This window comes from Nocardioides sp. (assembly GCF_016462705.1).
GTDB lineage: Bacteria > Actinomycetota > Actinomycetes > Propionibacteriales > Nocardioidaceae > Nocardioides.
This window is the reverse complement of record NZ_JAEMSS010000050.1, coordinates 1-24,584: the sequence shown is the minus strand read 5'-3', so window position 1 is coordinate 24,584 and position 24,584 is coordinate 1. Positions and strand designations below refer to the sequence as shown.

General features: G+C 72.0%; 27 protein-coding genes. 13 read left to right on the top strand and 14 right to left on the bottom strand.

Going from position 1 to position 24,584, the window contains the following annotated elements; all coding sequences use genetic code 11:
- Positions 1-329: 329 nt before the first annotated feature.
- Positions 330-1,133 carry an enoyl-CoA hydratase/isomerase family protein gene (locus tag JHD21_RS08640; RefSeq protein ID WP_292673538.1) on the top strand — a complete coding sequence of 268 codons (804 nt, stop codon included), beginning with the start codon at positions 330-332 and terminating at the stop codon, positions 1,131-1,133.
- Between the two features lie 26 nt (positions 1,134-1,159).
- Positions 1,160-3,037, top strand: a complete 1,878-nt coding sequence (locus JHD21_RS08635) for an ABC transporter ATP-binding protein (protein ID WP_292673536.1) — start codon at positions 1,160-1,162, stop codon at positions 3,035-3,037.
- Between the two features lie 17 nt (positions 3,038-3,054).
- Here JHD21_RS08635 and JHD21_RS08630 read toward each other — a convergent pair whose 3' ends face one another.
- From JHD21_RS08630 to JHD21_RS08615, 4 genes are read right to left on the bottom strand one after another with little or no spacing between them, the layout of a single operon-like run.
- Positions 3,055-3,363, bottom strand: coding sequence for a hypothetical protein (locus JHD21_RS08630; protein ID WP_292673534.1), 309 nt, complete (start codon positions 3,361-3,363; stop codon positions 3,055-3,057).
- Complete coding sequence (locus tag JHD21_RS08625; protein ID WP_292673532.1) at positions 3,360-4,616, bottom strand: Rieske 2Fe-2S domain-containing protein; 1,257 nt, start codon at positions 4,614-4,616, stop codon at positions 3,360-3,362. Before JHD21_RS08625 ends, JHD21_RS08630 begins: the two co-directional genes overlap by 4 nt.
- Before the next feature lie 39 nt (positions 4,617-4,655).
- Positions 4,656-6,464, bottom strand: coding sequence for a PEP-utilizing enzyme (locus JHD21_RS08620; protein ID WP_292673530.1), 1,809 nt, complete (start codon positions 6,462-6,464; stop codon positions 4,656-4,658).
- A gap of 58 nt (positions 6,465-6,522) precedes the next feature.
- Positions 6,523-7,650: a PEP/pyruvate-binding domain-containing protein gene (locus tag JHD21_RS08615; RefSeq protein WP_292673528.1), complete on the bottom strand. Its 1,128-nt coding sequence runs from the start codon at positions 7,648-7,650 to the stop codon at positions 6,523-6,525.
- Between the two features lie 78 nt (positions 7,651-7,728).
- Here JHD21_RS08615 and JHD21_RS08610 point away from each other — a divergent pair, with 78 nt between their 5' ends.
- On the top strand, positions 7,729-8,523 hold the full coding sequence (locus JHD21_RS08610) for an IclR family transcriptional regulator (protein ID WP_292673526.1): 795 nt from the start codon (positions 7,729-7,731) through the stop codon (positions 8,521-8,523).
- 31 nt (positions 8,524-8,554) lie between these two features.
- On the opposite strand, the gene JHD21_RS08605 is transcribed toward JHD21_RS08610, so the two are convergent.
- The 3 genes from JHD21_RS08605 to JHD21_RS08595 are packed head-to-tail and all read right to left on the bottom strand — an operon-like array spanning position 8,555 to position 10,219.
- The gene (locus JHD21_RS08605; RefSeq protein WP_292673523.1) at positions 8,555-9,301 is read right to left on the bottom strand and encodes an SDR family oxidoreductase; all 747 of its coding nucleotides are present in this window, start codon (positions 9,299-9,301) and stop codon (positions 8,555-8,557) included.
- Complete coding sequence (locus JHD21_RS08600; RefSeq protein WP_292673520.1) at positions 9,294-9,530, bottom strand: tautomerase family protein; 237 nt, start codon at positions 9,528-9,530, stop codon at positions 9,294-9,296. The genes JHD21_RS08605 and JHD21_RS08600 overlap by 8 nt, the downstream gene beginning before the upstream one ends.
- A gap of 26 nt (positions 9,531-9,556) precedes the next feature.
- Positions 9,557-10,219, bottom strand: coding sequence for an HAD-IA family hydrolase (locus JHD21_RS08595; protein WP_292673518.1), 663 nt, complete (start codon positions 10,217-10,219; stop codon positions 9,557-9,559).
- A gap of 170 nt (positions 10,220-10,389) precedes the next feature.
- Between JHD21_RS08595 and JHD21_RS08590 the strand changes: the two genes are divergently transcribed.
- Together JHD21_RS08590 and JHD21_RS08585 are read left to right on the top strand one after the other, a co-directional pair.
- Positions 10,390-11,313 (top strand): PDR/VanB family oxidoreductase, encoded by a 924-nt coding sequence (locus JHD21_RS08590; RefSeq protein ID WP_292673540.1) that lies wholly within the window; start codon positions 10,390-10,392, stop codon positions 11,311-11,313.
- A 98-nt stretch (positions 11,314-11,411) separates the two neighbouring features.
- Positions 11,412-12,017, top strand: coding sequence for a carboxymuconolactone decarboxylase family protein (locus tag JHD21_RS08585; protein WP_292673515.1), 606 nt, complete (start codon positions 11,412-11,414; stop codon positions 12,015-12,017).
- Positions 12,018-12,020: 3 nt separating this feature from the next.
- Here the strand turns inward: JHD21_RS08585 and JHD21_RS08580 are convergent, their stop codons facing one another.
- From JHD21_RS08580 to JHD21_RS08555, 6 genes are read right to left on the bottom strand one after another with little or no spacing between them, the layout of a single operon-like run.
- Positions 12,021-12,311, bottom strand: a complete 291-nt coding sequence (locus JHD21_RS08580; RefSeq protein WP_292673512.1) for a DUF1330 domain-containing protein — start codon at positions 12,309-12,311, stop codon at positions 12,021-12,023.
- A complete protein-coding gene (locus JHD21_RS08575) occupies positions 12,308-12,700 on the bottom strand; it encodes a Rieske 2Fe-2S domain-containing protein (RefSeq protein ID WP_292673510.1) in 393 nt (130 codons plus the stop codon). Before JHD21_RS08575 ends, JHD21_RS08580 begins: the two co-directional genes overlap by 4 nt.
- On the bottom strand, positions 12,691-13,452 hold the full coding sequence (locus JHD21_RS08570; RefSeq protein WP_292673508.1) for a fumarylacetoacetate hydrolase family protein: 762 nt from the start codon (positions 13,450-13,452) through the stop codon (positions 12,691-12,693). Before JHD21_RS08570 ends, JHD21_RS08575 begins: the two co-directional genes overlap by 10 nt.
- Positions 13,452-14,237: a fumarylacetoacetate hydrolase family protein gene (locus JHD21_RS08565; protein ID WP_292673505.1), complete on the bottom strand. Its 786-nt coding sequence runs from the start codon at positions 14,235-14,237 to the stop codon at positions 13,452-13,454. The genes JHD21_RS08570 and JHD21_RS08565 overlap by 1 nt, the downstream gene beginning before the upstream one ends.
- Before the next feature lie 5 nt (positions 14,238-14,242).
- Positions 14,243-15,034, bottom strand: a complete 792-nt coding sequence (locus JHD21_RS08560; RefSeq protein WP_292673502.1) for an IclR family transcriptional regulator — start codon at positions 15,032-15,034, stop codon at positions 14,243-14,245.
- Entirely contained in the window at positions 15,031-15,723 is a 693-nt protein-coding gene (locus tag JHD21_RS08555; RefSeq protein ID WP_292673499.1) for a hypothetical protein, read from the bottom strand. The genes JHD21_RS08560 and JHD21_RS08555 overlap by 4 nt, the downstream gene beginning before the upstream one ends.
- A 140-nt stretch (positions 15,724-15,863) precedes the next feature.
- Here JHD21_RS08555 and JHD21_RS08550 point away from each other — a divergent pair, with 140 nt between their 5' ends.
- From JHD21_RS08550 to JHD21_RS08520, 7 genes are all read left to right on the top strand, one after another.
- Positions 15,864-16,775, top strand: coding sequence for a catechol 2,3-dioxygenase (locus JHD21_RS08550; protein ID WP_292673496.1), 912 nt, complete (start codon positions 15,864-15,866; stop codon positions 16,773-16,775).
- Between the two features lie 22 nt (positions 16,776-16,797).
- Entirely contained in the window at positions 16,798-17,715 is a 918-nt protein-coding gene (locus JHD21_RS08545; protein WP_292673492.1) for a catechol 2,3-dioxygenase, read from the top strand.
- On the top strand, positions 17,715-18,755 hold the full coding sequence (locus JHD21_RS08540) for a histidine phosphatase family protein (protein ID WP_292673491.1): 1,041 nt from the start codon (positions 17,715-17,717) through the stop codon (positions 18,753-18,755). Before JHD21_RS08545 ends, JHD21_RS08540 begins: the two co-directional genes overlap by 1 nt.
- Entirely contained in the window at positions 18,752-19,669 is a 918-nt protein-coding gene (locus JHD21_RS08535; protein ID WP_292673489.1) for an acetaldehyde dehydrogenase (acetylating), read from the top strand. Before JHD21_RS08540 ends, JHD21_RS08535 begins: the two co-directional genes overlap by 4 nt.
- On the top strand, positions 19,666-20,709 hold the full coding sequence (gene dmpG / locus JHD21_RS08530; protein ID WP_292673487.1) for a 4-hydroxy-2-oxovalerate aldolase: 1,044 nt from the start codon (positions 19,666-19,668) through the stop codon (positions 20,707-20,709). The genes JHD21_RS08535 and dmpG overlap by 4 nt, the downstream gene beginning before the upstream one ends.
- A 12-nt stretch (positions 20,710-20,721) precedes the next feature.
- Complete coding sequence (locus JHD21_RS08525) at positions 20,722-22,149, top strand: aldehyde dehydrogenase (protein WP_292673484.1); 1,428 nt, start codon at positions 20,722-20,724, stop codon at positions 22,147-22,149.
- A 176-nt stretch (positions 22,150-22,325) separates the two neighbouring features.
- A complete protein-coding gene (locus tag JHD21_RS08520; RefSeq protein ID WP_292673482.1) occupies positions 22,326-23,081 on the top strand; it encodes an SDR family oxidoreductase in 756 nt (251 codons plus the stop codon).
- Here the strand turns inward: JHD21_RS08520 and JHD21_RS08515 are convergent.
- Complete coding sequence (locus JHD21_RS08515; RefSeq protein ID WP_292673480.1) at positions 22,967-23,851, bottom strand: SURF1 family protein; 885 nt, start codon at positions 23,849-23,851, stop codon at positions 22,967-22,969. The two genes, JHD21_RS08520 and JHD21_RS08515, sit on opposite strands and share 115 nt — an antisense overlap.
- A 35-nt stretch (positions 23,852-23,886) precedes the next feature.
- On the opposite strand from JHD21_RS08515, the gene JHD21_RS08510 reads away from it, so the two are divergent.
- On the top strand, positions 23,887-24,495 hold the full coding sequence (locus tag JHD21_RS08510) for a TetR/AcrR family transcriptional regulator (RefSeq protein WP_292673478.1): 609 nt from the start codon (positions 23,887-23,889) through the stop codon (positions 24,493-24,495).
- Positions 24,496-24,584 lie beyond the last annotated feature (89 nt).

Genomic DNA, 24,584 nt, shown 5'->3' with positions numbered 1-24,584 from the left:
AGCGCCAGCGAGCGTCCTTGACGCGGAGACCCGGCCTGCTACGCGCGCGGGCACCGCGCCCGGCCCTAAGACCGGACCCGCGCACCGGGTGGTCAGGTCAAAGCCATCCCTGCACAGGTCTCGAGGCGGCGCTGGCGCGCCTCCTCCACCAACGGAGTGCGGGCGCCTGCTCGACCAACGGAGTGCGCGCGTCCTCGACCAGCGCGTGCGTTCGCTGCTCGACCAGCGCGTGCGCGCCTCCTGGACCAACAGGGCCGCCCCCACGCCTCGCCACGAGAGAAGGCCCGCCTCACCCGACCGCCGTCGGCACCCCGCCGTACGCTCGCGCCATGACTCCCGACGACCTCGCTGCGGCCGGACTCCGCCTCGATCTGACCGACAACGTCGCCACGGTGACCCTCGACCGCCCGGAGGTGCGCAACGCGCAGACCCCGGCGATGTGGCGGGCGCTGGCGCAGGCGGGGGAGGCGCTGCCGCCGCACGTCCGGGTGGTGGTGGTCCGGGGGAGCGGTCACAGCTTCTCGGCGGGGCTGGACCGCAAGATGCTCGACCCGGGTGCGGCGCCGGAGGGCACCGAGTCGGTCGTCGACATGCTCTCGATGACCGACGAGGAGATGTCGGCACTGATCGACGTCTACCAGCAGGGTTTCACCTGGCTGCGTGACCCGCGGTTCATCAGCATCGCCGCGGTCCAGGGCTATGCGATCGGAGCCGGCTTCCAGCTGGCGCTGAGCTGCGACCTGCGAGTGATGACCGAGGACGCCCAGTTCTCCATGAAGGAGTCCGCACTGGGGCTGGTGCCGGACCTGACGGGAACAAAACCGCTGGTCGAGGCGGTTGGCTACTCCAGAGCACTCGAGATCTGCGCCACGGCACGGATGGTCGGCGCCGCGGAGGCCGTGGACATCGGCCTGGCGCTCACCGCCGTCCCGGCCGACCGGCTGGACGCCACCGTCGCCGACCTCGTGGCCGCTCTCACCGCCCCGCTCGCGGGCGCGGTGTCCGAGACGAAGAGGCTGCTGCAGAGCGCGGGGGCCGTGGACCTGGACGAGCAGCGCCGGCTGGAGCGAGAGGCCCAGGCCCGGCGGTTCCGGGAGCTGGCTCCCCTGATGGGGGTCCAGCCCGCGAGCTGACCAGGGGTACGACGGGAGGAACGCCGATGAGCATGCACGGACCAGGACCGGGAGCGGCCTTCCGGCACCTGCGCTCGGACCGCAGCGTCGTCAACAACCGGCTCGACCGGGGCACCGTCCGGCGCGTCCTGGGCTTCGCGCGCCCGCACCGACGGCTGATCAGCGTCTTCCTCGGGCTTACCGTCATCGACGCGGCGATGGTCGTCGTCATCCCGCTGCTGGTGCAGCGCATCGTCGACGACGGCATCCTCAAGGGCGACAACGCGCTCGTGGCCTGGTTGGCGCTCGCCATGGCCGGGGTCGCGCTGGTCAGTGCCGTGCTCGCCGTCCTGGGCGGCTGGCTCTCGTCGCGGATCGGTGAGGGCCTGATCTTCGACCTCCGTACGCAGGTGTTCGGCCACGTGCAGCGCCAGTCGCTGGCCTTCTTCACGCGGACGCAGACCGGCGCCCTGGTCTCCCGCCTCAACAACGACGTCATCGGCGCCCAGCGGGCTTTCACCAGCACGTTGTCCAGCACGGTCGCCAACTCGATCGCTGTCGTGGTCGTCGGCATCACCATGCTCGCCCTGAGCTGGCAGGTCACGCTGATGTGCCTGGCGCTGTTCCCGGTGCTCTTCCTCATCTCCCGGTTCGTGGGCGGCAAGCTGGCCGGGCTCACCCGCATGCAGATGGACGGCAACGCCGACCTCGGCAACCTGATGACCGAGCGGTTCAACGTCGGCGGCGCGATGCTGCTCAAGCTCTTCGGCCGCCGTGGCGAGGAGGACGAGCAGTTCGCCGACAAGGCGGCCGTCGTCCGCGACCTCGGCGTGCGCATCTCCCTGATCACCCGGATCTTCTCCGCCTCGATGATGGCGGTGCCCGCTCTCGCCACCGCGATGGTCTACGGCCTCGGCGGCCAGCTCGCCATCGACGGCACGCTCACCGTCGGCACGCTCCTCGCCCTCGCCACCCTGCTGCTCCGGCTGCTGGGGCCGCTGCAGGGTCTCTCCAACGTGCGGATCGACGTGATGACCGCGCTGGTCAGCTTCGAGCGGGTCTTCGAGGTGCTCGACCTCCCCTCCCTGATCCAGGAGAAGCCGGGCGCGGTCGTGCTGCCGCGCACGGCCTCGCGGCTCGAGTTCGACCACGTCTCGTTCACCTACCCCGGTGCCGACGACATCTCGCTCGCCTCGCTGGAAGTGGTGGCCCGCACCGAGTCCCGCGAGAGCGTCCAGGTCCTGCACGACATCTCGTTCACCGCTGAAGGTGGCCAGATGGTCGCCCTGGTCGGCCCGTCGGGTGCCGGCAAGACCACGATCACCCACCTGGTCGCCCGGCTCTACGACGTCGGCTCCGGCGCGGTCCGCGTCGGCGGGCACGACGTCCGCGACGTCACCCTGCAGTCCCTGGAGGACGTGGTCGGCTACGTCACCCAGGACGCGCACATGTTCCACGACACCATCCGCGCCAACCTGGTCTACGCCCGCCCCGGCGCGAGCGACCTGGAGATCTGGACGGCCCTCGAGGCGGCCCAGATCGCCGGGCTCGTGCGGGCCCTGCCCGACGGGCTCGACACCGTGGTCGGCGACCGCGGCTACCGGCTCTCGGGGGGTGAGCGGCAGCGCCTGGCGATCGCCCGGCTCCTGCTCAAGGCGCCGGCCATCGTGGTCCTCGACGAGGCGACCGCGCACCTCGACAGCGAGTCCGAGGCGGCGGTCCAGCGCGCCCTGGACGCTGCGCTGGAAGGGCGTACGTCGCTCGTCATCGCGCACCGGCTCTCGACCGTGCGCAACGCCGACCTCATCCTGGTCGTCGAGGACGGCCGGATCGTCCAGCAGGGCACCCACACCCACCTGCTCCGCGAGGGCGGCCTCTACGCCGACCTCTACCGCACCCAGTTCGCCGAGGACGTCCCCGCGTAGGAGCGGCTGCCCGGCGGCTACTCGGCGGCCTCGTGGCCGACGACCCGCTCGGCCAGCACGATGTCGCCGCTCCAGCCGCAGCCGCCGCAGAAGCAGACGAACACCCGGTCGCCACGGACCCAGTACTCCGTGGTCAGCCCGTGACCGCCCTCGGCCAGCGCGAACGCCGAACCGCAGGCGGGGCAGAACCGTGGTGCGTCCCGCCGGTGCGACTCGGCGTCGTCGGGGAACCAGCCGCGACCGACGTCGAGCCCGAACGCCGTGTCGAGCCCCGCGTCGAGCTCCGGGTCGAGCTCCGGGTCGAGGTCCAGGTCCACGACGCTCATGCCTTCTGCCGGCCCTCCCAGGCCTGCACGTGCAGCTTCTTGAGCGCGTCCTTCTGGGGGCTGAACCGGCTGGACGCCATCTCGATGAAGTCGAGGGCGAACTGCGGCCCGGCGTCGAACTTGTTCTTCTCGCACGGCAGGTCGATCCGGTCGTGCTGCTCGCGGATCGTGCCGAGCGGGTCCTCGCCGGCGGCGACCCTGGCCATCTCGGCCTTGAACATCCGGCGCAGCATGGTGACCCCGACGTCGGAGCGTCCGAGGTGCTCGACCGTGCGATCGGTGATCGCACCCTGCGTCACCCAGGCCATGATGTCCTGGCCCTCGACGTAGTCGGTCCGGTGCCGGCCGTCCTCGGTGAAGACCGGGATCTCGTAGTCCGGGACCACCGGCTGCTCCCAGAACGCCACCCCCTCGGGTGCGTGCACGGAGTACAGCATGAAACGGGTCGTGGTCCGGTCGATCGGGACCCGGATCTGCATCTGCTCGATGTTGGCCCCGCCCACCCGCATGTTGAACGGGAACACCAGCGGGTGCCCGACCGCCCAGTCGTCGTCCTGCTCGGAGGCGCCCTCGAGGACGCGGCGCTTGATGATGCCCCACTCGAACTCGTCGAAGCCGACCTTGACGTGCTTCTTGGCGAACGACGCCGGGGCCTCGAAGCCCTGCTGCCTGCCCATGAACTCGAAGTAGCGGCCGTGCAGGAACTCCACGTGGTGCGGGTCGACCGCGTTCTCCATGATCTGCACGAAGCTGCACGGCAGGTCGGCCCACCCGATGTCGCGCACCCCGTCCATGACGAACACGTCGAACCTGGGCAGCTCCGGCGCCGGGCTCTGCTCGGTGTCGGGGCCGACGTAGGCCCAGACCAGGCCGCCCATCTCCTGGGCCTTGCCGGCCTGGGCGCGGACCCGCTCGCGGAAGTTGGTCTCGTCCCGCTCGGCGGGCTGCTCGAGGCACTCGCCGTCGAGGCCGAACAGCCAGCCGTGGTACGGGCAGCGGAGCCCGTTGGCCTCCACCACGCCGTACGCCATCGACGCGCGGCGGTGCGGGCAGGCCTCGGGCATGATCCCGTAGCGGCCCGACGCGGTCTTGTAGACCGCCCAGTCCTCGCCGAGCAGCTTGGCGTGCTTGACGGGGAACTCCTCGAGCTCGCGGGTGAACGCGACCGGGTACCAGTAGCGGCGCAGCAGCTCGCCCATGGGCGTGCCGGGTGCGATGTCGGTGAGCTCGTCGTTCTGCTCTGCGGTCAGCATGAGAAGCCTTTCGCGGGAGTCGGTGGGGCGCGGTCGTGGTCAGTCGAGGACGGTGACGGTGCCGTTGTTGCCGTCGACGCGGAGCATCTGACCGGTCTTGATGTTCTTGGTCCCGAAGGCCGTGCCCGTGACCGCGGGGAGGCCGTACTCCCGGCACACGATGGCGGCGTGGCTCATGATCCCGCCGACGTCGGTCACGGTCGCGCCGATCTTGCCGAACACCGGGGCCCAGGACGGTGCGGTGAGCGGCGCGACCAGGATCTCGCCGGGCTGGAGGTCACCGATCCCGTCCGCGGAGAGGATGACCCGGGCGGGGCCCTCGGCGACCCCGGGCGACGCGGCGAAGCCGGACAGGCTCCCGTCGGGGCTGTCCGAGCCACCGAGCCAGGCCTTCACCGAGTCCGAGGTGACTCCCCACAGCATGACGCTGAACGGCTCGGTGATGACCTCGGGAGGTACGCCGAGCGCGGGCGGCGCCGACCACGAGCGGAGCGCCTGCATGATGGCCTGGCGCCGGGGGATCTCGCGGCCCCAGTACGCCGGCCCGCGCGCGGGGACGCCCACGGCCCAGCCGTGGAAGTAGTCGAAGATCGCGTCCGGCACCTCGTTGCGGCGGAGCAGGAAGATGTCGTCGGCGTTCGCCCAGAAGTCCTGGTCGGCGAGCAGCTGGCCGAGCTGGCGCATCTTGCCCCAGACCTGCGACATGCCCCAGTGCTCGACGTAGAAGTTGTGGTTCTCGACGTACGGGAAGACGAGCCGGGCCAGACCGAGCTTGCCCTCGAAGGTCGCGCGGGCCTCCTCGTCGTCGATGAGCTCGGAGTACTCCGCCACGATCCGGTCGCGCTCGGCCTCGATCGCGTCGATCGGCCGGGCCAGGGACTCGCCGCGGCCGAGCTTGGCGACGTAGGACTCGATGAAGCCCATCGGGATGTCGGGGTACTCCGCCCACACCCGGTCGGAGTGGTAGAAGCCGGAGCCGGAGGAGAAGTTGAACCACGGGTCCTGCGACTCCTCCCACTGGGCGAGCCACTTCTTGCCGTCGTCGTCCGCGCCCATGGCGGCCAGGGTGTCCGCCGCACTGCTGGAGACCCGGTCGCCGATCCCGAGGTCCACGGCGAGCTGAGCGAGCTTCTTCAGCTCCTCGTCGGGGCGGAACAGGTCGACGTCGATGCCCGCGACCATCTTGGCGATGGCCTGGTCCGGGATCGAGGGCCACAGCTGCTTGCAGAACCCGAAGAAGTCCAGGTAGGCCGCGTAGCCGAGGTTGAGGAACTCGAAGTGGTGCGCCCACAGCTTCGAGGTGAGCTGCACGAGCTTGTCGTACTCGAACATCATCAGCTGGCCCGAGCCGATGCCGCGGCCCTCGGTGAGGACCGCCATGTCCTCGCGGTCGGGCAGCGGCTGGAAGTCGATCGCCCCGAGCTCGGCGATGACGTCCTTGATCTTGTCCATCCAGGCGTCGTAGAGCGTCGACCAGTTGCCGAAGTAGTAGCCCGCCCGCTCGGCGAACTCCGGCACCCGCGACTCGATCTCCGCGGGGTCGGTCACGGGCACGGGGGAGAGGTACATGTGCCCGTTGAGGTAGCGGATGTCGACGCCCATCGCGGGCGGGATGACGTAGTGCCGGGTCGTGTACTGGCTCAGGAACGTGAGCGCGAAGTCGAGCACGGTGGCGTCCCAGGGCTCGATCACCTCCGGGGTGTGCACGCCGTCCATGAACCAGCACATCGACTCCTCGAGCTCGCGCCGGTCCTCGCTGAACACCGTGGAGTAGCCGTACAGCTCCTCCCAGCCCTCCGCACCGGTGGGCGTGACGACCTCGAACGGGCTCGGGAAACGGTCGGCCATGGTCTCTCCTCGGGATGCCGGGTGGTGATGCCGGGTGGTGATGCCAGGTGGTGGTGTCTCAGTGGTGGTGCACGACCGGCGTGCTGGCCGGGTGGAGCAGGTGATGGACGATCGACGAGAAGGTGTCCCGGGCCACCGCGTCGATCTGGGTGCGCCGGCGGCTCCAGACGGTCTCCGGCCGGCTCTGGAGGAGCACGACGTTGTCGTCCTCCGGTCGGAGCGGGTCGATCGCCCACTCCACGTCCTGGGGGCAGCCGTAGTGGCGCTCGGCCCTGCGGGCCAGCGCCGCCACCGACTGGATCTCGCTCTCGCTGAGACACGGGACCGTGCGGCGGTCCTCGTCGACGGGGAGCTCGACGACCCGGTCGCCGTCCAGCACGTGCTCGACGGTCTTGTCGGAGATGGTGCGTGCGGTGACGGCTCCCATGACCTTGTCGACCAGGAAGTTGTCGGGAGTGACCGAGCCGCCCACGACGGCCTCACCGAGCCCCCAGGACGCGTCGATGGCGATCTGGGAGCGGTCGCCGTTGGTCGGGTTGAGGGTGAAGGCCACCCCGGAGGCGCGGGGGAGCACCATCTGCTGCACGCCCACGCTCATGGCGGCGCCGTCCTCGGCGTAGCCCATCCCGCTGCGGTAGGCGATGGCGCGGTCGGTGTAGAGGCTGGCCCAGCACCGCAGGATGTGGGTCTCGACCTCGGCCGGGCTGCGCACCCACAGGTAGGTGTCGTGCTCGCCCGCGAACGACGCGTCGGGCTGGTCCTCGCACGTCGCCGAGGACCGGACCGCGACCGGGACGTCGTCGCGGCCACACCGCTTCGACAGCGTGGCGTAGGCAGCGCGGATCTGGGCCGAGAGCCAGCCGGGGAGCCCGGCGCCGAGGACGAGAGCCCGGGCCTTCTGCGCGACGCGGGTCAGCTCGGCCGAGTCGTCGGGGTGCACGCGGGCCATCAGGGCCGCGATCTCCCGGTCGATCCCGGTGTCGGCGAACGACTGCCGGTAGGCCCGGGCGGTGACCGCGAAGCCGGGCGGTACCGGGAGCCCGGCCATGGTGAGGATGCCGAGGCTGGTGTTCTTGCCGCCGAGGACCGGCTCGTGGGCCGGGTCGTGCCGGTCGAACCAGTGGATGTCGTCGTACTCGGCTCGGTCCGGACGCCCATTCGACTTGCCGGTCACGTTCCCAGTCACGAGGCAGAACCTAGGTGGCGGGCGTCACACCGGTGGGAAAACGTCCCGCGGAACGGGACACCGGCTACGCTCCGGCGAGTGACCTCCGAGTCGACGCCCTCGGGTTCGCGCACGCTGCTGGGATCGGTGCGCAACGCGGCCCGGGTGCTGCGCGCGTTCTCGCACGCCGACCAGGAGCTGGGGGTCTCCGAGCTGGCCCGCCGGCTGGGGCTGAGCAAGAGCACCACGCACCGGTTGGTCGCCACGCTGGAGGCCGAGCGGCTGCTGGAGCAGGACCCCAGGACCGGCAAGTACCGGCTGGGTCTGGCGCTCTACGAGCTCGGCACGACCGTGGCCGAGCACGTCGACCTGCACCAGGCGTCGTTGCCGGTGCTGACGACGTTGCGGCACCAGACCGGCGAGATGGTGCACGTGGCGGTGCTGGACGGCTTGGAGGCGGTCTACGTCGAGCGGCTCGAGAGCCACTACATGCTGCCGGTCTTCCGGCGGGTCGGGCACCGGCTCCCCGCGCACTGGACGTCCTCGGGGAAGGTGCTGCTCGCGGCGCTCCCGCGGCCGGAGCTGGAGCGCCGGCTCAAGGGGATCGCCCTCGACGCGCGGACCAGCCACACCATCACCGACCATGCGGCGCTCCTGCGCGAGCTCGACGAGGTCGCCCGCCGCGGCTGGGCCTCCAACGTCCAGGAGGGCGAGCTGGGGATCACCTCCGTGGGCGCGCCGCTGCGCGGGGCGGACGGCACCGTCATCGCCGCGGTGACCGTGGTGGGCAGCAGCGACCGGATGAACGCCGAGAGCCTGCGCCCCTACCGGGTGGCCGTGCAGGAGGCCGCCGCCGTGATCAGCCGGCGTCTCGGCTACCGCGGTCGGCACTGACCGGCCCGCGGGCCGCCCACGATGTGCGCGGTCAGTGGATGCCGCGGTGCCCGCCCGCGTCCAGGCTGAGCACGCCGCCGTGCAGGACGTCGGCCTCCGGGTCGAGCAGCAGCGTCACTGCCCAGGCGATCTCCGCGACCGTCGGGAGCCGGCCCAGCGAGGTCCCGGCGGCGTACGACGCCCACTGCTCCTCGACCGTGATGCCGCGCTCGGCTGCCGCGCGCTCGACGAGGGCGTGCACCCGAGGGGTGTCCGCCGGGCCCGGGCTCAGGGTGTGGGTCGTGACACCGCGGGGGCCGTAGACGTCGCCGAGCTGGCGCATCAGGTTGAAGACGCCGGCGTTGATCGCACCCGGGCCGGCACTCGAGGCCTTGGGCTCGAACCCGAGGGTGCCCGCGAACATCACGATCCGGGAGCCGGGCGCCAGCCTGGCGTCGACCGCGCGGACCAGGCGCAGCAGTCCGCCGAGCTTGATGTCCGCGCCACGGGCCAGGTCGCTCGGCGACACCGTCTCCACGGATCCCGCGACCGGGAGCCCGGCGGCGAAGACCGCCATCCGGACCGGACCGTCCAGGGCGGCGGAGATTGTCCCGATGGCGCTGTCGTCGGCGATGTCGGCCACGCACGGGATGACCCCGGCCGCCTCGGCGGCGAGCGCGGCGAGGTCATCCTCGTGACGCCCGACGGCCAGCACCCGCAGACCACGGGTCACCAGCCGTTCGGTGACCGCGCGCCCGAACGAGCCGGTAGCACCGACGACGACGCAGAGGTCACCCATCACGCTCTGCTTGCGCAGCAGCCCGGGCCTCGACCTCGGCTCGTCGAGCGACGCTGGCCGGCACCCCGCCGATGCCCCAGGCCTCCGGCGGGAACTGGGTGATGTAGGTCCGGACCCGCTCGATGGGGGTGTCGAGGGTCTCGGCCACCAGCTCGGCGAGCCTGCGGTGCAGCTCCTCGATCAGCTCGGGAGGGCGGCCCTCCATGATGTCGACGCGGACCAGCGGCATCGTCGCCTCCTCGGGGTTGCTGGTGGTCAGGCCAGGACGGGGATCAGGCCGAGCCGGCGCCGGGCCTCGTCCACCGCCTGGCGGCGGTCGTCGTAGAGCACCTCGATGGCCTGCAGGCCGGCCGCGGCCGCGCCGCGGACGTTGACCGGCATGTCGTCGAGGTAGACGATCTCGCCGGCCTCCAGGCCCATCGCCTCGATCGCCAGGCGGTAGGCGCCTGGGGCCGGCTTGAGCACCCCGGTGAGCGAGCCGTCGACGACGACGTCGAACAGGTCGAGCCACCGTTGCTCGTCGGCCCAGGCCTGGCCGTGGAAGTCGACCAGGTCGTTGGTGAGCGCGGCCAGGGGCAGGCCGGCGCCCTTGACCTCGGTCATCAGGTCGACCACCTCGTCGACCAGCCAGGCGGCCTGGGGGGCGTGGTAGAGCCACACGATCAGGTCACGGGTCCGCCAGCCCACCTCGCCGAGCTCCGCGCCGATGGCCGCCGCCATCTCCTCCCAGTAGGCCCGCTCGGTGATCTCGTGGGCGATCATCGCCCGCCACCTGTCGTCGCGCGGCCCGGCCAGGTCGGTCCGCTCGACGAAGCCCTGCAGCGCAGGCTCGGAGCGGGCCCGGGGGACCAGCATCTCGCGCCCGCTGCGCAGGACGACGCCACCGATGTCCAGGAGGAGCCCGGTGGCCTGACCCATGCCTGGAGCCTTCCTCCCGGTCCGTTCCTGCACAAGGACCGGCATTCCGGCCACCGGAACGCGACGTCCCTGTCCGCGGGACGAGGGCGGTCGTGCTGCCCCGGATCCCGGACCGTGGGCGAGCCGGCGACCCGAGGAGAAGGACCCGCGATGGAGCTGCTGTGGAGCTGATGATCCGCTCGATGACCGTGGAGGCCGACGGCGTGATGTCGCTGGAGCTGGTGTCTGCGGCGGGCGACGTCCTGCCGGCCTGGGAGCCGGGCGCCCACCTCGACGTCGTGCTGGGCACCGTGAGCCGCCAGTACTCGCTGTGCGGAGACCCGGCGGACCGCGCCCGCTACCGGCTCGGGGTCTTGCTCGAGCCGGCGAGCCGGGGCGGGTCCGCGTACGTGCACTCGACGCTCCGGCCGGGCGACCGCGTCGAGGTGACCGGGCCGCGCAACCACTTCCGGCTGGAGCCGTCTCCGTCCTACGTCTTCCTCGCCGGCGGTATCGGCGTCACGCCGCTCCTGCCGATGCTGGCCCGTGCCGCGGCCGAGGGCGCGGACTGGACGTTGCTCTACGGCGGCCGCTCAGCCGCCTCGATGGCCTTCACCGACGAGCTGGCGGCGTACGGCGACCGGGTCACGTTGCACCCGCAGGACCGGCACGGGCTGCTGGACCTGGACGGCCTGCTGGGTGACCCCCGCGACAGGACGCTGGTCTACTGCTGCGGTCCGGAGGCCCTCCTGACCGCGGTGGAGCAGCGGATGACGGACTGGCCCGCGGGCGCGCTGCGGGTCGAGCGGTTCGCCGCTCCGGTGGTCGACCGCGACCCCGCCGACGACCACGCGGTGGAGGTGGTGCTCGCCGAGTCGGGGCGTTCGCTGCTGGTGGGACCGGATACCTCGATCCTCCAGGCGCTCCTCGACGACGGCGTGGACGTCCTGCACGACTGCCAGGACGGGATCTGCGGTGCCTGCGAGACGAAGGTGATCGAGGGGGAGGTCGACCACCGCGACTACGTCCTCAGCGACCGGGAGCGGGCCGCCAACGACTGCATGATGGTCTGCGTCTCGCGGGCCTGCGGGAAGCGCCTCGTCCTGGGGCTCTGACCCGGTCTCGCCGCCCTGTTCCGCCCGGCGGCACGGCAACGTCCCGCGGAGAGGGACGTGGCGGACCGGACGACGAGCCGAGCACGAGCATCGCGGCCATGGCTCGCATGACACCCATCCCGCCCGAGGACTGCACCGATCCCGCCCTCGCCGAGGCGCTCGCTCACTTCACCCGGACCCTCGGCTTCGTCCCCAACAGCCTGCTGACCATGCAACGGGTCCCGGCCATCGCGATGGCGGTGATCCAGCTCAACCGCGCGGTCTTCGCCGCGGACGGCCAGGTCGACCTCGGGCTGAAGCGTCTGGTCGCGCACGTGGCCAGCACCGCCTCGGGCTGCCAGTACTGCAAGGCGCACACCACCGTGAGCGCCACCCGGCACGGGGTGAGCGACGAGAAGATGGCGGCGATCTACGAGTACTCGACCAGCCCGTTGTTCAGTCCCGCCGAGCGGGTCGCGCTCGACTTCGCGATGGAGGCGGCGTCGGTGCCCAACGGTGTCACCGACGAGTCCTACCGAGCGCTGGCCGAGCACTGGACCGAGACCCAGATCGTCGAGCTCCTGGGCGTGGTCTGCATGTTCGGGGTCTTCAACCGGTGGAACGACTCGATGGCCACACCGCTCGAGGAGGTGCCGCTGGCCCGGGCCGACGAGCTGCTGGGCGACCGGGGCTGGGAGCCCGGCAAGCACGTTCCAGGGGCGTGAGCACTACTCGGCGGCGGGGACGATCCGGATGTCGCGTCGGGCCCCGTCGCCCAGCGCCGCCAGCGCCTCCGCGTACGCCGGGCTGTCGTGCGCCGCGCGGGCGGCGTCGACGGACGGGAACTCGATCAGGACCGTGCGGGTCTGCTGCCCGAGCTCGTAGACCTGCTCGGGGTTGCCCCGGGCCAGGAAGCGGCCGCCGGCGGCGACCAGAGCGGGGCCGGCGATGGCGGCGTAGGCCGCCACCTTGCCCGGGTCGCTGACCTCGTCGTACGTGGCGATCCAGTAGGCCGTCATCGTCCTCCCTCGTCGTAGGTCTTCTTGTGGGCTTCGTGGGCGTGGGCGTGGGCCCGCAGCCGCTCCGACCAGGAGCGGTGCGGCTCGACGACGACCTCGGCGACCAGCACGCCGTCGGTCTCGACGACGGGATGCAGGGGCAGCGGGGTCTCGCTGGCGTTGCGACAGGCGCCGGTGGTGAGGTCGAAGGCGTACCAGTGCCCGGGACAGACCAGGCTGCCGTCCCGGAGCAGCCCGTCGGCGAGCGGGTTCTGCTTGTGCGGGCAGAGCGCGTCGGTGACGACGACCCGGTCACCCAGGTCGAGGACGAGGTAGGACCGGCCGTCCTGCTGCACCGTCCAGCGCTCCCGGCCGTCGCGGGCGCCGAGGGGGACCCGGGTCAGCGGCACCCGAGCTCCAGGGAGCCGAGCCGGTCGACGGTGGCCACCACCACGTCCCCGGCCGAGACCGGCACGGCCGCGGTGAGCCCGCCGGACAGGACGACGTCGCCGGCGCGGAGGCCCTCGCCGGTGGCGGCCAGCGACCGGACCAGCCAGGCCACCGCCGCGGCCGGGTGTCCCAGGGACGCTGCTCCCGAGGCGGTCGCCACGACCCCGCCGTTGTGCTCGAGGACGACGCCCACCAGCCGCAGGTCGATGCCCTGGGGCGGGACGGGGGTGCCCACGGCGTACCGCCCGGCCGAGGCGTTGTCGGCCACCACGTCCGGCATCGTGAACCGGTAGTCCGAGTAGCGCGAGTCGAGGACCTCGATCCCGACCGCGACGCCCGCGGTGGCCGCGAGCACCTCCGTGGAGCTGACGTGGGCGCCGGCGAGCTCGTGCCCCATGACGAAGACGATCTCGGGCTCGCAGCGCGGGTTGATGTGCTCTGCGACCGTGAGCGGCTCACCCGCGTCGAGCACGTGGTCGGCGGCCAGGAAGCCGTAGATGGGGGAGTCCACGCCGACCTGCTGCTGCTTGGCCCGGCTGGTGACGCCCAGCTTCCAGCCGACCAGCGGTCCCCGGCCGGACCGCAGCAGGCGCTGGACGGCGTAGCCGGTGTCGAGGTCGAGGTCCGGGGTGTCGTCCGAGAGCTGTGGGATGGCCGACACCGAGGTTCTCGCGCCGGTCAGGCGCTCCGCGAGCGCGGTCACGTCGGGCATCACTCCACCACCCTCAGGGTGACCGGCCCCAGCCGGTCGAAGTCGGCGCGGAACACGTCGCCGGCCGCCATCGGTACGGCGGCGTGCAGGGCGCCGGTCATCACGAGGTGCCCGGGCTCGAGGGCGATGCCGTGGTCACCCAGCACGTTGGCCAGCCAGGCCACCACTCCGAGCGGGTCCCCCAGTGCGGCGGCGCCGGCGCCGGTGTCGACCAGCTCGCCGTTGCGGGTCAGCGTCATGCCGACGTACCGGGGGTCGACCTCCGTGAGCGGGACGACCCGCGACGAGACCGCGAAGGCGCCGTTGGACGCGAGGTCGGCGACGGTGTCCGCCAGCTTGATCCGCCAGTCCTCGAAGCGCGAGTCGACGATCTCGACCGAGGCGCACACGCCTGCGACCGCCCGGGCCGCGTCGGTGACCAGCACCCCCGGGCCCTGGAGCCGCTCGCCCATGACGGCGATGATCTCGGCCTCCATCTTGGGCTGGATGAGCGTGGACAGGGAGACCGTGCCCCCGTCGACGTGGACCGTGGAGCCGAGGATCGGAGCGAAGTCGGGGGAGTCGACCCCGATCATCCGCTGCATCGGCTTGGACGTGAGCCCGACCTTGTAGCCGACGATCGAGTCACCGTCGGCGAGGATCAGGTCGACCAGCAGGCGCTGGACCGCGTAGCCGTCGGCCATCCCCAGGCTCGGGTCGCTGTCGGTGAACGGCGGGATCGGGGTGCGGTCGCGACGGGCGTCGTAGAGAGCGCGGGCCCGGGCCGGGGCGTCGGTGATCGGCACTGGGGTCACCCCTCCCTGGCGTGTCGGGTCTCGGGGGACCACCCCAGCCGGCGGGAGGCGGCCTCGCCGGCCTCCACGACCACCTCGGCCAGCCGGCGGCGCTGCTGGGCGCCCATCCGGGCCGCAGGCGCACCGATGCTGATCGCCGCGACGACCCGTCCCGACTCGTCGCGGACCGGTGCCGCGATCGAGGCGACGCCGATCTCGCGCTCCTCGACGGCCTCGCCCCAGCCGCGGGCCCGGATCCGGGCCAGCTCCTTGCGCAGCGCCGTCTCGTCGGTGATCGACCTCGGGGTCATCTGGGCCAGCGGCGACGCCGCCTCGAGGACCCGCACCAGCTCGTCGTCGGTCAGGTGCGCGAGCAGCACCTTGCCCGACGAGGTCGTGTGCACCGGCACCCGGCGGCCGGTCTCGGTGAACAGCCGCAGTGTCTGGGAGCTCTCCAGCCGGTCCACGTAGACGACCTCGTGGCCGTCGAGCACGCCGACCTGGCACCCCTCGTGGGTCTCCTCCCGCAGCGCGGCGAGCACCGGACCGACGGCGGCGTGCAGGTCCATGTGGACCCGGACTGCCTGGCCGAGCTCGTACATCACCAGGCCGAGCCGGTAGGCGCCGGTCTCGGGGTTCTTCTCGACCAGTCCCTCGGCGACCAACGTCGTCAGCAGCCGGTGCACGGTGCTCTTCCCGAGGCCGAGCCGCCGGGCCAGCTCGGAGACTCCGATCTCCTTCTCCCGGGAGAGGAACGCCTTGAGCAGCCGGGCGCCGTTGCCGACCGACGTCAGGCCCTCGCTGGTCACGAGGCCTCCGCCGGCGGGGTCCACTGGGTGCGCCCGCCGACTGCGTCCAGCAGGGCCCTGCGGACCCTGTCGGGGTCGGGTCGGCCGCTCGGGTCGAGGCTCTCGCAGGCGGTGCGCACGCCCTCGTCGTACGGGCTGATCTCCCGAGCCAGCAGGGCCTGGGCGTGCACCAGCCCCGAGCGGGCAGCGCCGGCCATCTCGTCGACGAGCGCCTCGCGTCCCCGGACCCGGGACCGGATGGTGTCGAAGTCCCGCCGGACCGCGGAGTGTGCGTTGGCGAGCCCGGTGCCGACGTGGGAGGCCTGGTGCCCCGAGAGCCCGGCTCCGGGCTCGGCGACGAAGTGGTAGAGGACGCTGTCGATCCCCAGGGCGCGCTTGACCTCGTCGAACGCCGGCTCGGTGCTCTCGTCGAGCAGTGCCAGCTCGGGCAGCACGACCGGGTCGTAGAAGCGCAGCGTCCACGACACCCCGCCGATCTCGGCCTCGAGCGCGACCTCGGGTCCCTGCAGCGGCCCGAGGTCCTCCTGGGTGGCCAGGATGTGCAGGTTGCGGGCGCCCACCGCGACGACGGTCAGCCGGCCGGCCGCCATGAGTGGCATCCCTCCGCGCACGCCCGGCGGGAACGTCGCGGCCTGGTCGACGTAGGCGCGGTGGATCTCCTGCACGTAGCCGGCCACCGCCTGACGCATGTCCTCGGGCCGTCGCCCAGCGAATGGTGCCGAGTGTTCTGCCATGTGGAACGCCCTTCCTTTACACGGAACGCTAGCCATCCCTACGTTCGGGCGTCAAGAAGGTCTTCGAGATCCTGACCAGCCCCGAGGAGCACGCAGTGGGAGTACTCCGACTCGCCCATGTCGACGTCCGGACGCCCGACCTGGAGCTGTCCTCGGCCTACTACACCGAGGTCCTCGGGCTGCACGTCAGCGAGCGCACCGACGACGCGGTCTACCTCAAGTGCTGGGACGAGGAGGACCACCACTCCCTGCGCCTGCGCACGGACACCCGGATCGGCATGGACAAGTTCTCCTTCCGGGTGGAGCGCGAGGACGACCTCGCCGACCTCGAGATCCGGCTGGCCAACGCCGGCTGCGACGTACGCCGGGTCAGCAGGGGCGAGGAGGTCGGCCAGGGGGAGTCGATCCAGTTCGAGATCCCGTCCGGGCAGACCATGGAGCTGGTGTGGGACCTGGAGAAGGTCGGCAACGTCCTCGGCAAGCTCAACCCGTCCCCGGTGCCTCCGCCGGACCTGCCCGGCATCGCCCCACCGCGGATGGACCACCTGCTCATCAACGCCGAGGAGGTGGGCGAGTCCTACGCGTTCTTCCACCACGTGCTCGGCTTCCGGATGACCGAGCAGGTCCTCGACGGCAACGGCCACCAGATGGGGGTGTGGCTGGAGCGGTCGCACTCGCCGCACGACATCGCGATCGTCAACGGCCCCAACGGCGCGCTGCACCACTTCGCGTTCTGGCTCGACGACTGGGACCACGTCCGCAAGTCGGCCGACATCCTGGCCTTCAACGGGGTCCAGATCGACCAGGGCCCGACCCGGCACGGGGTGACCCGCGGCAACACCATCTACTTCTTCGACCCGCTGGGCACCCGCAACGAGGTGTTCACCGGCGGCTACAGCCCGGACCCGGACTTCCCCCAGATCACCTGGACCGAGGAGCAGTTCGGGCGCGGGCTCTTCTACTACGAGAACGTCGTCGCGCAGCGGTTCCTGCGCTTCCACACCTGACCCCGGAATGAGAGGGACTGCCGTGTCCGACCGCATCCTCCGCCTGCAGCACGTGCAGATCCGGGTCCCGGACCTCGAGCTCTGCACCGCCTACTACACCGAGGTGCTCGGGCTCATCGAGACCGCGCACGAGGAGAACCGGGTCTTCCTCAAGTGCTGGGACGAGCACGAGCACCACTCGGTCGTGCTGCGCCAGGCCGCGACGTACGGGCTGGACCACATGAGCTTCAAGGTGGCCGAGCTCGAGGACCTCGACCACTACACCGAGCGGGTCGAGCAGTTCGGGATCCCCGTCAAGCGCTACGGCACGGGGGAGCTCGGTCCGGGCTGGGGCGACGCGATCCGGTTCGAGGCGCCGTCCGGCCACACCGTCGAGCTGGGCTTCGGCATGGAGAAGGTCGGCAACATGCTGCCGCTGTTCAACCCGCCGCCCCGGCCGGGCAACCTGGTCGGCATCGCGCCGCCCCGGCTCGACCACATCTTCATCATGGCCGAGGACGTCGACGCGGCCACCGCGTTCTACCGCGACGTCCTCGACTTCCGGCTCACCGAGCAGATCCTGGCGAACGACGGGCACCAGATCGCCACCTGGCTGGAGCGGTCCCACAGCCCGCACGACCTCGCGCTGGTCACCGGTCCCAACGGCGCGCTGCACCACTTCGCGTTCTGGGTCGACGACTGGAACGCCGTGCGTGAGGCCGCCGACGTGCTCGCCTACAACGGCGTCACCATCGACGTCGCGCCGACCCGGCACGGCGCCACCCGCGGCCACACGACGTACTTCTTCGACCCCGTCGGCAACCGCAACGAGATCTTCACCGGCGGCTACTGGGTCGACCCGGACTTCGAGCCCATCACCTGGACCGAGGAGGAGATGGGGCGGGCCATGTTCTACTACGCACGCGAGGTCAACGAGCGCTTCTTCACGGTGCACAGCTGATGACCTCGACCACGAACGGGGAGACCTTCCGGCGGACCGACCGCACCGACGCGCCGCTCTACCTGGCCCGCTACAGCGAGCGCCGGGCGCGTCACGACGCCGCCCCCGTCGAGGACGACGACGAGTCGGTGCCGCTCTACCTGCGCCGCTTCCGGGACCGGACGACCGGGGCGCCCAGCCGGAAACGGTCGGTGCCACTGGAGCACGACGGCGAGCGGTTCGCGCCGGAGTACGCCGCCGTCACCCGCAGCCACGAGATCATCCCCGAGCAGCGCACCGAGCGGGACACCTACACGACCGAGATCCGGATCATCCGGCACGGCATCACCCAGGGCTACTCGACCGACGCCGGCCTGACGCCCATGGGGGCCTGGCAGGCGCACCAGCGGGGGCAGGCGCTGTCCCGCACCCTGCGGGAGTGGCCGCAGATGCGGATCGTCTGCGCGCCCACCAACCGGGCGCGCCAGACCGCCGAGCAGATCCACCGCGGACTGCTCGACGGGCTCGACCAGTACGGCCGGGACTGCGAGGTGACCGGGCCGGAGCCGGTCGAGGAGCTGAAGAACTTCCAGGTGTGGAGCCCCGACGGCGTCCGTGACATCACCGCGTCGTTCCGCAAGTACCAGGCCGAGATGGAGAAGCTCGAGCGGATGGCCGTCGGCGACCGGCCGCGCTGGCTGGTCGAGATCGACCGGTTCTACCGGACCCAGCTCGGCGGCGCCGACCCGATCCAGCTCTGGCTGACCGTCCCGCTCATGTACTTCGAGTCGCCCCAGGCCTGCGTCCGGCGCTTCTGGCAGGGCTTCAACCGGCTGATCGCCGAGTCGCCCGGCCAGCGGATCATCGCGGCCACCCACTCCGGACCGATCCGGGCGTTCGCCACCTGGGCGCACGGCTACGACCCGGGCGAGCCGGTCAACACCGAGGAGGTCGTGGTGCGGGTCAAGCACGGCGGCCGGACCGCCACCGTGAGCTACCGCAACCGGGTCACCGAGGTGAACATCCCGCAGGAGGACGAGATCCCGAGGTGGGACGCATGAGCACCGCACGACCCGGGAAGGTCCGGGCCGCGATCATCGGCCCCGGCAACATCGGCACGGACCTGCTGGCCAAGCTCCAGCGCAGCGACGCCATCGAGGTGCAGTACGTCGTCGGCGTGGTCGAGTCCGACGGGCTGCAGCGGGCCAGGGCGCAAGGCATCGAGGCGTCCGCCGATGGGCTCGACTGGCTGCTGAGCCGCGACGAGCTCCCGCAGATCGTCTTCGACGCCACCTCCGCCAAGGCGCACCGCGCCGCCGCGCCTCGGCTGGAGGAGGCGGGCATCGTCTCGGTCGACCTGACACCGGCGGCCGTCGGCCCGCTGGTGTGCCCGCCGGTGAACTTCCGTGAGCACGTCGGCGCCCCGAACATCAACATGATCAGCTGCGGCGCGCAGGCGACCGTCCCGATCGTGCACGCGGTGTCCTCGGCGGTGCCGGTCGCCTACGCCGAGATCGTCGCCTCGGTGGCCTCCAAGTCGGCCGGGCCCGGCACCCGGGCCAACATCGACGAGTTCACCCACACGACGAGCCGCGCGGTCCGCGAGCTCGGCGGCACGCCGCGGGGCAAGGCGATCATCGTGCTCAACCCGGTCGAGCCGCCGATGATCATGCGCGACACGATCTTCTGCGCCATCCCGCCCGACGCCGACAAGGACGCGATCAGCGAGTCCGTCCACCGGCGGGTGGCCGAGGTCCAGGAGTACGTCCCCGGCTACACCCTGCGCGCCGAGCCGCAGTACGACGACCCCCGCGAGAAGTGGGACGGCAACGGGCGGGTCACGGTCTTCATCGAGGTGCTCGGCGCCGGCGACTACCTGCCGACGTACGCCGGCAACTTGGACATCATGACCGCCGCGGCGGCGCGGGTCGGCGAGCTCGTCGCCACCACCCGGTTCGCGGAGGCCGCGGCGTGACCGGCACGGAGCGTCCGGTCCGGATCACCGACACCACGCTGCGCGACGGCAGCCACGCGATGTCGCACGAGTTCACCGAGGCGCAGGTGCGCGCCACCGTGCACGCGTTGGACGCCGCCGGCGTCGAGGTGATCGAGGTGAGCCACGGCGACGGGATCGGCGGCTCGTCGTTCAACTACGGGTTCTCCAAGGTCGAGGACATCACCCTGGTGCGCGCCGCCGCGGAGGAGGCCACCACCGCCCGGATCGCGGTCCTCCTGGTGCCGGGCATCGGCACCATGGACGACCTGCGCAACGCCCGGGAGGCGGGTGCCTCGGTGGCACGCATCGCCACCCACTGCACCGAGGCGGACGTCTCGATCCAGCACTTCGGCCTGGCCCGCTCGCTGGGCATGGAGACGGTCGGGTTCCTGATGATGAGCCACCGGACCTCACCCGAGGAGCTGGCCCGGCAGGGCCGGATCATGGTCGACGCCGGCTGCGAGTGCGTCTACGCCGTCGACTCGGCCGGTGCGCTGGTGCTCACCGAGGCCAAGGCCCGGATCGGGGCGCTGGTCGCGGAGGTCGGCAAGGAGGCCCAGGTGGGCTTCCACGGCCACCAGAACCTCTCCCTGGGGGTCGCCAACTCGGTGCTGGCCTTCGAGTCGGGCGCCCGGCAGATCGACGGCTCGCTCTGCGCCCTGGGCGCGGGGGCCGGCAACTCGCCGACCGAGGTGCTCGCCGCCACGTTCGACCACCTCGGGGTGGAGACCGGCGTCGACGTCGGGGGAGTGCTGGACGCCGCCGAGGAGGTGGTCCGCCCGTTCCTGCCGCGCTGGCCCAAGGCCGACCGGACCGCGATCGTGCAGGGCTGGGCGGGCGTCTACTCGTCGTTCCTGCTGCATGCCGAGCACGCGGCCGAGCGCTACGGCGTCGCGGCGCACGAGATCCTCCAGCGGGCCGGCGAGGCCGGCTACGTCGGCGGCCAGGAGGACATGCTGATCGACATCGCCCTGCAGCTCGCCCAGGAGCGCGACCTGCACGCCGTCGGAGCCCGCTGAGAGGGGACCGGGATGGAGCTCATCACGCACGTCGTCGACGGCGAGGAGGTCGAGTCGGCCTCCGGTGCCCGGTTCGAGTCGGTGGACCCGTTCACCCGGGCGGCGTACGCCGAGGTCGCGCTGGGCGGCGAGGCCGAGGTCGACCTCGCGGTCGCGGCCGCGCGGCGGGCCTTCGACGAGGGACCCTGGCCGCGGATGGGGTTCGCCGAGCGGGGCGCTCTCCTGCACCGGCTCGCGGACCTCGTCGAGGAGCACGCCGACGAGCTCGCCCTGGCGGACACGACCGACATGGGCAAGCCGGTCACCGACGCGCGTACCAAGGACGTGCCGCGCACCGCCCTGAACTTCCGGTTCTTCGCCGACCACGCCCGGCTCAGCACCGGTGAGACGCTGCCCATGGACACCGGGCACCACGCCTACTCGCTCTTCCAGCCGGCCGGCGTGGTGGCCGCGATCTCGCCGTGGAACTTCCCGCTGATGCTCGAGTCGTGGAAGATCGCGCCCGCCCTGGCGTGGGGCAACACCGTGGTCCTCAAGCCGGCCGAGGACACGCCGGCCTCGGCGACGCTGCTGGCCCGGCTCGCCCTGGAGGCCGGGCTGCCGCCCGGTGTGCTCAACGTCGTCCACGGCTTCGGCCCCGACTCGGCCGGCGCGGCCCTGACCCGGCACCGGGACGTCGACCGGATCACCTTCACCGGCGAGTCCGGCACCGGACGCACCATCGGCCAGGCCGCGATGGCCAACCTCACCCCGGTCTCCTTCGAGCTCGGCGGCAAGGGCGCCAACCTGGTCTTCGACGACGCCGACCTGGACAACGCGGTCTCGTGGTCGATCAAGGCGGTGTTCGCCAACGCCGGCCAGGTCTGCCTGGCCGGGTCGCGGCTGTTCGTCCAGCGCGGGGTCTACGACGAGTTCCTCGACCGGTTCGTGGCGGCCGCCGAGGCGCTGCGGATGGGCGACCCGAAGGACCCCGCCACCGAGCTGGGGCCGCTGGCCTCGGAGGAGCACTGGAAGAAGGTCACCGGCTACCTCGAGGACGTGGCGGCCGGTACCGGCCGGATGCTGACCGGCGGGCAGGCCGAGGGCTGGTTCGTGCGTCCGACCGTGGTCGTGGACGCCCCGCTCGACTCCCGGGTGGTCTGCGAGGAGGTGTTCGGCCCCGTCGTGACGGTCCACCCGTTCGACACCGAGGAGGAGGCGGTCAGGACGGCGAACGACTCGCCGTACGGCCTCAACGCGATGGTCTTCACCGAGAACCTGTCCCGCGCCCACCGGGTCTCCGAGGCGCTGCGGGCCGGCACGGTCTGGGTCAACTGCTTCTTCATCCGCGACCTGCGCGCGCCGTTCGGCGGCGTGGGCGCCTCGGGGGTCGGCCGGGAGGGCGGCAGCTTCAGCCGGGAGTTCTTCACCGAGCCCAAGGCCGTGGTGATGCAGGTCTAATACCCTCGTGAGCTTCGGCCCGGGCCCACGACGACGCTCGCTCCGCTTCGCGGGCTTCGCAGTCGTCGTGGCCGCCGGACCGATCACGAGGCGCGCTCGATCCGCTCGCAGGCTCGCTCCGCTCGCACGCTCACATCGCGTCGTTTGCTGCAGCCCTCGCCGCCTAGGCTCGGGTCATGGACCTGGGACTCAAGGACCGCGTGTACGTCGTCACCGGAGGCGCCCGCGGGCTCGGCCGGGCCACGCTCGACGTCCTGGTGGCCGAGGGAGCACGGGTCGTGGTCTCGGGCCGGTCCCAGGAGTCCCTCGATGAGGTGGTGTCCGTCCACGGCGACGCCGTGGCCGCCGCCGTGGCGGACAACGCCGACGCCGACACGCCGGCCCGGCTCGTCGCCGCGGCCCGGGACCGCTGGCAGCGTCTCGACGGCGCCCTGATCAGCGTCGGAGGGCCGCCTCCCGGGCCGGTGACGGCGGTGACCGACGAGCAGTGGCGCAGCGCCTTCGAGTCGGTCTTCCTGGGCGGCCTACGCCTGGCCCGGGAGCTCGCGGCCGAGCTGGGCGAGGGTGGCTCGCTGGCGATGGTGCTGTCGTCCAGCGTCAACGAGCCGGTGCCCAACCTGGCCGTCTCCAACGGGCTCCGGCCCGGGCTGGCCGGGGTCGCCAAGACGCTGGCCGAGGAGGTCGGTCCGCGCGGGATCCGGGTGAACGCGCTGCTGCCCGGGCGGGTCGGGACCGAGCGGGTCGCCGAGCTCGACGCGTCCACCGGCGACGCGGAGGCGGCGCAGGCGGCGGCCGTTGCGAAGATCCCGCTGGGGCGCTACGGCGAGCCGGAGGAGTTCGGGCGGGCCGCGGCCTTCCTGCTCTCGCCCGCCGCGTCGTTCCTGACGGGCGTGCTGCTGCCGGTGGACGGCGGCATGGTCCGCGCCCTCTGAGCCGCGCGGGTCGTTCTGGTCGTGCGGTTCCGGCGTTCGCCGCGCGGCCCGCGCTTGCGCTCGTCCCAGGCCAGGTAGAAGAACCCGAAGACGGCGAGCACGCCGAAGAACCACCACTGCAGCCCGTAGAAGAAGTGCGGGCCGTTGTCGAGCTCGGGCAGCTCCACGGGCTCCAGGCCCTCGGCCGGGGAGCCGTCCTCGTCCCGGAGCTCGATGGAGCCCCCGTAGACCTCGCGGCCGAGGGCGGCTCCGATCTTCGTGCTGGAGACGGCACGGGTCGACTGGTCGGTGACCTCGGTGCTGTCTCCGGTGCCGTCGGCCCGCACCCAGCCGGTCACGGTGACCTCGCCGTCGGGTGGGTCGGGGATCCCACTGCGGTCGGTCCCGTCGGGACGGGCCTCGAGCCAGCCGCGGTCCACGAGGAGGGCGGTACCGCTCGTGGTCACCAGCGGCACGACCACGTCGATGCCGGACAGGCCGTCCCGGGTCCGGTAGCGCACCACGACCGTGTCCTCGGCGGCGTAGGTGCCGGTCGCCTCGACCAACCGCCACTCGTCGTCGTCCTCGACGGCCCGGCCGACCGCGAGCACGTCGGCGACAGGAGCGGGTTCCTTGGTCTCGTTGGCGCGGACGACCTCGTTGTCGGCCTTGCGGTCGGTGAGCCGGTCGAACTGCCAGTTGCCGAGCCAGATCGTGCCGGCGGTCAGGGCCGCCACCGTCAGGGCGAAGAGCACCCAGCGACGGCTGAGCAGGAACCCCCACGAGCGCACCTGTCGAGGGTATCCAGCGGGCTAGGGTCGGCCGGGTGCGGACCACCCAGCGCGACGTGCTCGTGGCGACGGCCGAGCGGCTCTTCGCCGAGCAGGGGATCGACGCGGTGTCCTTGCGCACCGTGATGGCCGAGGCCGGCACCAACGTGGCCGCGGTCCGCTACCACTTCGGCACCAAGGACGCGCTGGTCGAGGCGGTCGTCCGGGCCCGGAGCGAGGAGATCAAGGCGGCCCGGGACACGCTCCTCACCGCGCTGGAGGAGGCGGCCGACCCGTCGCTGCACGACCTCGCCGAGGCGTTCGTCCTGCCGCTCGCCGGGATGGCCACGACAGGCGACCTGGAGTGGATCCGCCTGGTGGCCGGGGTCACCGCCGGCGGCCACCCCGCGATCGCGGTGATCGACGAGGAGTTCGCGGAGCAGACCGCCCGCCTCGGCAGGCTGCTGCGCCGGATCAGCCCCGGCCTGGACCCGGTGGGACTGCGCTTCCGGCTGACGGTCGCGATGACGCTGACCTACCGCACCCTTGGGGACCTGGCGGACCTGCGCACCCGGGTCGCGGCGCCCGGGAGGCCCCCGGTCGGCGACGAGCGGCTGGTCGCCGAGCTCGTGGACGCGGTGACGGCGGTCCTGGGGAAGGTCTGAGCCGGTCAGACCGGTTCGACCGTCACCGGGATCCCGTTGACCGCGGCGTTGTTGGAGATCTCGTCGACGAAGGTCCCGGGGGACAGCGC

Coding starts and splice junctions, on each gene's coding strand:
- JHD21_RS08535 (WP_292673489.1), top strand. CDS start 18,752: ATGAGCACCGCACGACCCGGGAAGGTCCGGGCCGCGATCATCGGCCCC.
- JHD21_RS08525 (WP_292673484.1), top strand. CDS start 20,722: ATGGAGCTCATCACGCACGTCGTCGACGGCGAGGAGGTCGAGTCGGCC.
- JHD21_RS08640 (WP_292673538.1), top strand. CDS start 330: ATGACTCCCGACGACCTCGCTGCGGCCGGACTCCGCCTCGATCTGACC.
- JHD21_RS08580 (WP_292673512.1), bottom strand. CDS start 12,311: ATGACGGCCTACTGGATCGCCACGTACGACGAGGTCAGCGACCCGGGC.
- JHD21_RS08605 (WP_292673523.1), bottom strand. CDS start 9,301: ATGGGTGACCTCTGCGTCGTCGTCGGTGCTACCGGCTCGTTCGGGCGC.
- JHD21_RS08585 (WP_292673515.1), top strand. CDS start 11,412: ATGGCTCGCATGACACCCATCCCGCCCGAGGACTGCACCGATCCCGCC.
- JHD21_RS08595 (WP_292673518.1), bottom strand. CDS start 10,219: ATGGGTCAGGCCACCGGGCTCCTCCTGGACATCGGTGGCGTCGTCCTG.
- JHD21_RS08590 (WP_292673540.1), top strand. CDS start 10,390: ATGATCCGCTCGATGACCGTGGAGGCCGACGGCGTGATGTCGCTGGAG.
- JHD21_RS08620 (WP_292673530.1), bottom strand. CDS start 6,464: ATGGCCGACCGTTTCCCGAGCCCGTTCGAGGTCGTCACGCCCACCGGT.
- JHD21_RS08555 (WP_292673499.1), bottom strand. CDS start 15,723: ATGCGTCAGGCGGTGGCCGGCTACGTGCAGGAGATCCACCGCGCCTAC.
- JHD21_RS08635 (WP_292673536.1), top strand. CDS start 1,160: ATGAGCATGCACGGACCAGGACCGGGAGCGGCCTTCCGGCACCTGCGC.
- JHD21_RS08625 (WP_292673532.1), bottom strand. CDS start 4,616: ATGCTGACCGCAGAGCAGAACGACGAGCTCACCGACATCGCACCCGGC.
- JHD21_RS08540 (WP_292673491.1), top strand. CDS start 17,715: ATGACCTCGACCACGAACGGGGAGACCTTCCGGCGGACCGACCGCACC.
- JHD21_RS08570 (WP_292673508.1), bottom strand. CDS start 13,452: ATGCCCGACGTGACCGCGCTCGCGGAGCGCCTGACCGGCGCGAGAACC.
- JHD21_RS08520 (WP_292673482.1), top strand. CDS start 22,326: ATGGACCTGGGACTCAAGGACCGCGTGTACGTCGTCACCGGAGGCGCC.
- JHD21_RS08630 (WP_292673534.1), bottom strand. CDS start 3,363: ATGAGCGTCGTGGACCTGGACCTCGACCCGGAGCTCGACCCGGAGCTC.
- JHD21_RS08600 (WP_292673520.1), bottom strand. CDS start 9,530: ATGCCGCTGGTCCGCGTCGACATCATGGAGGGCCGCCCTCCCGAGCTG.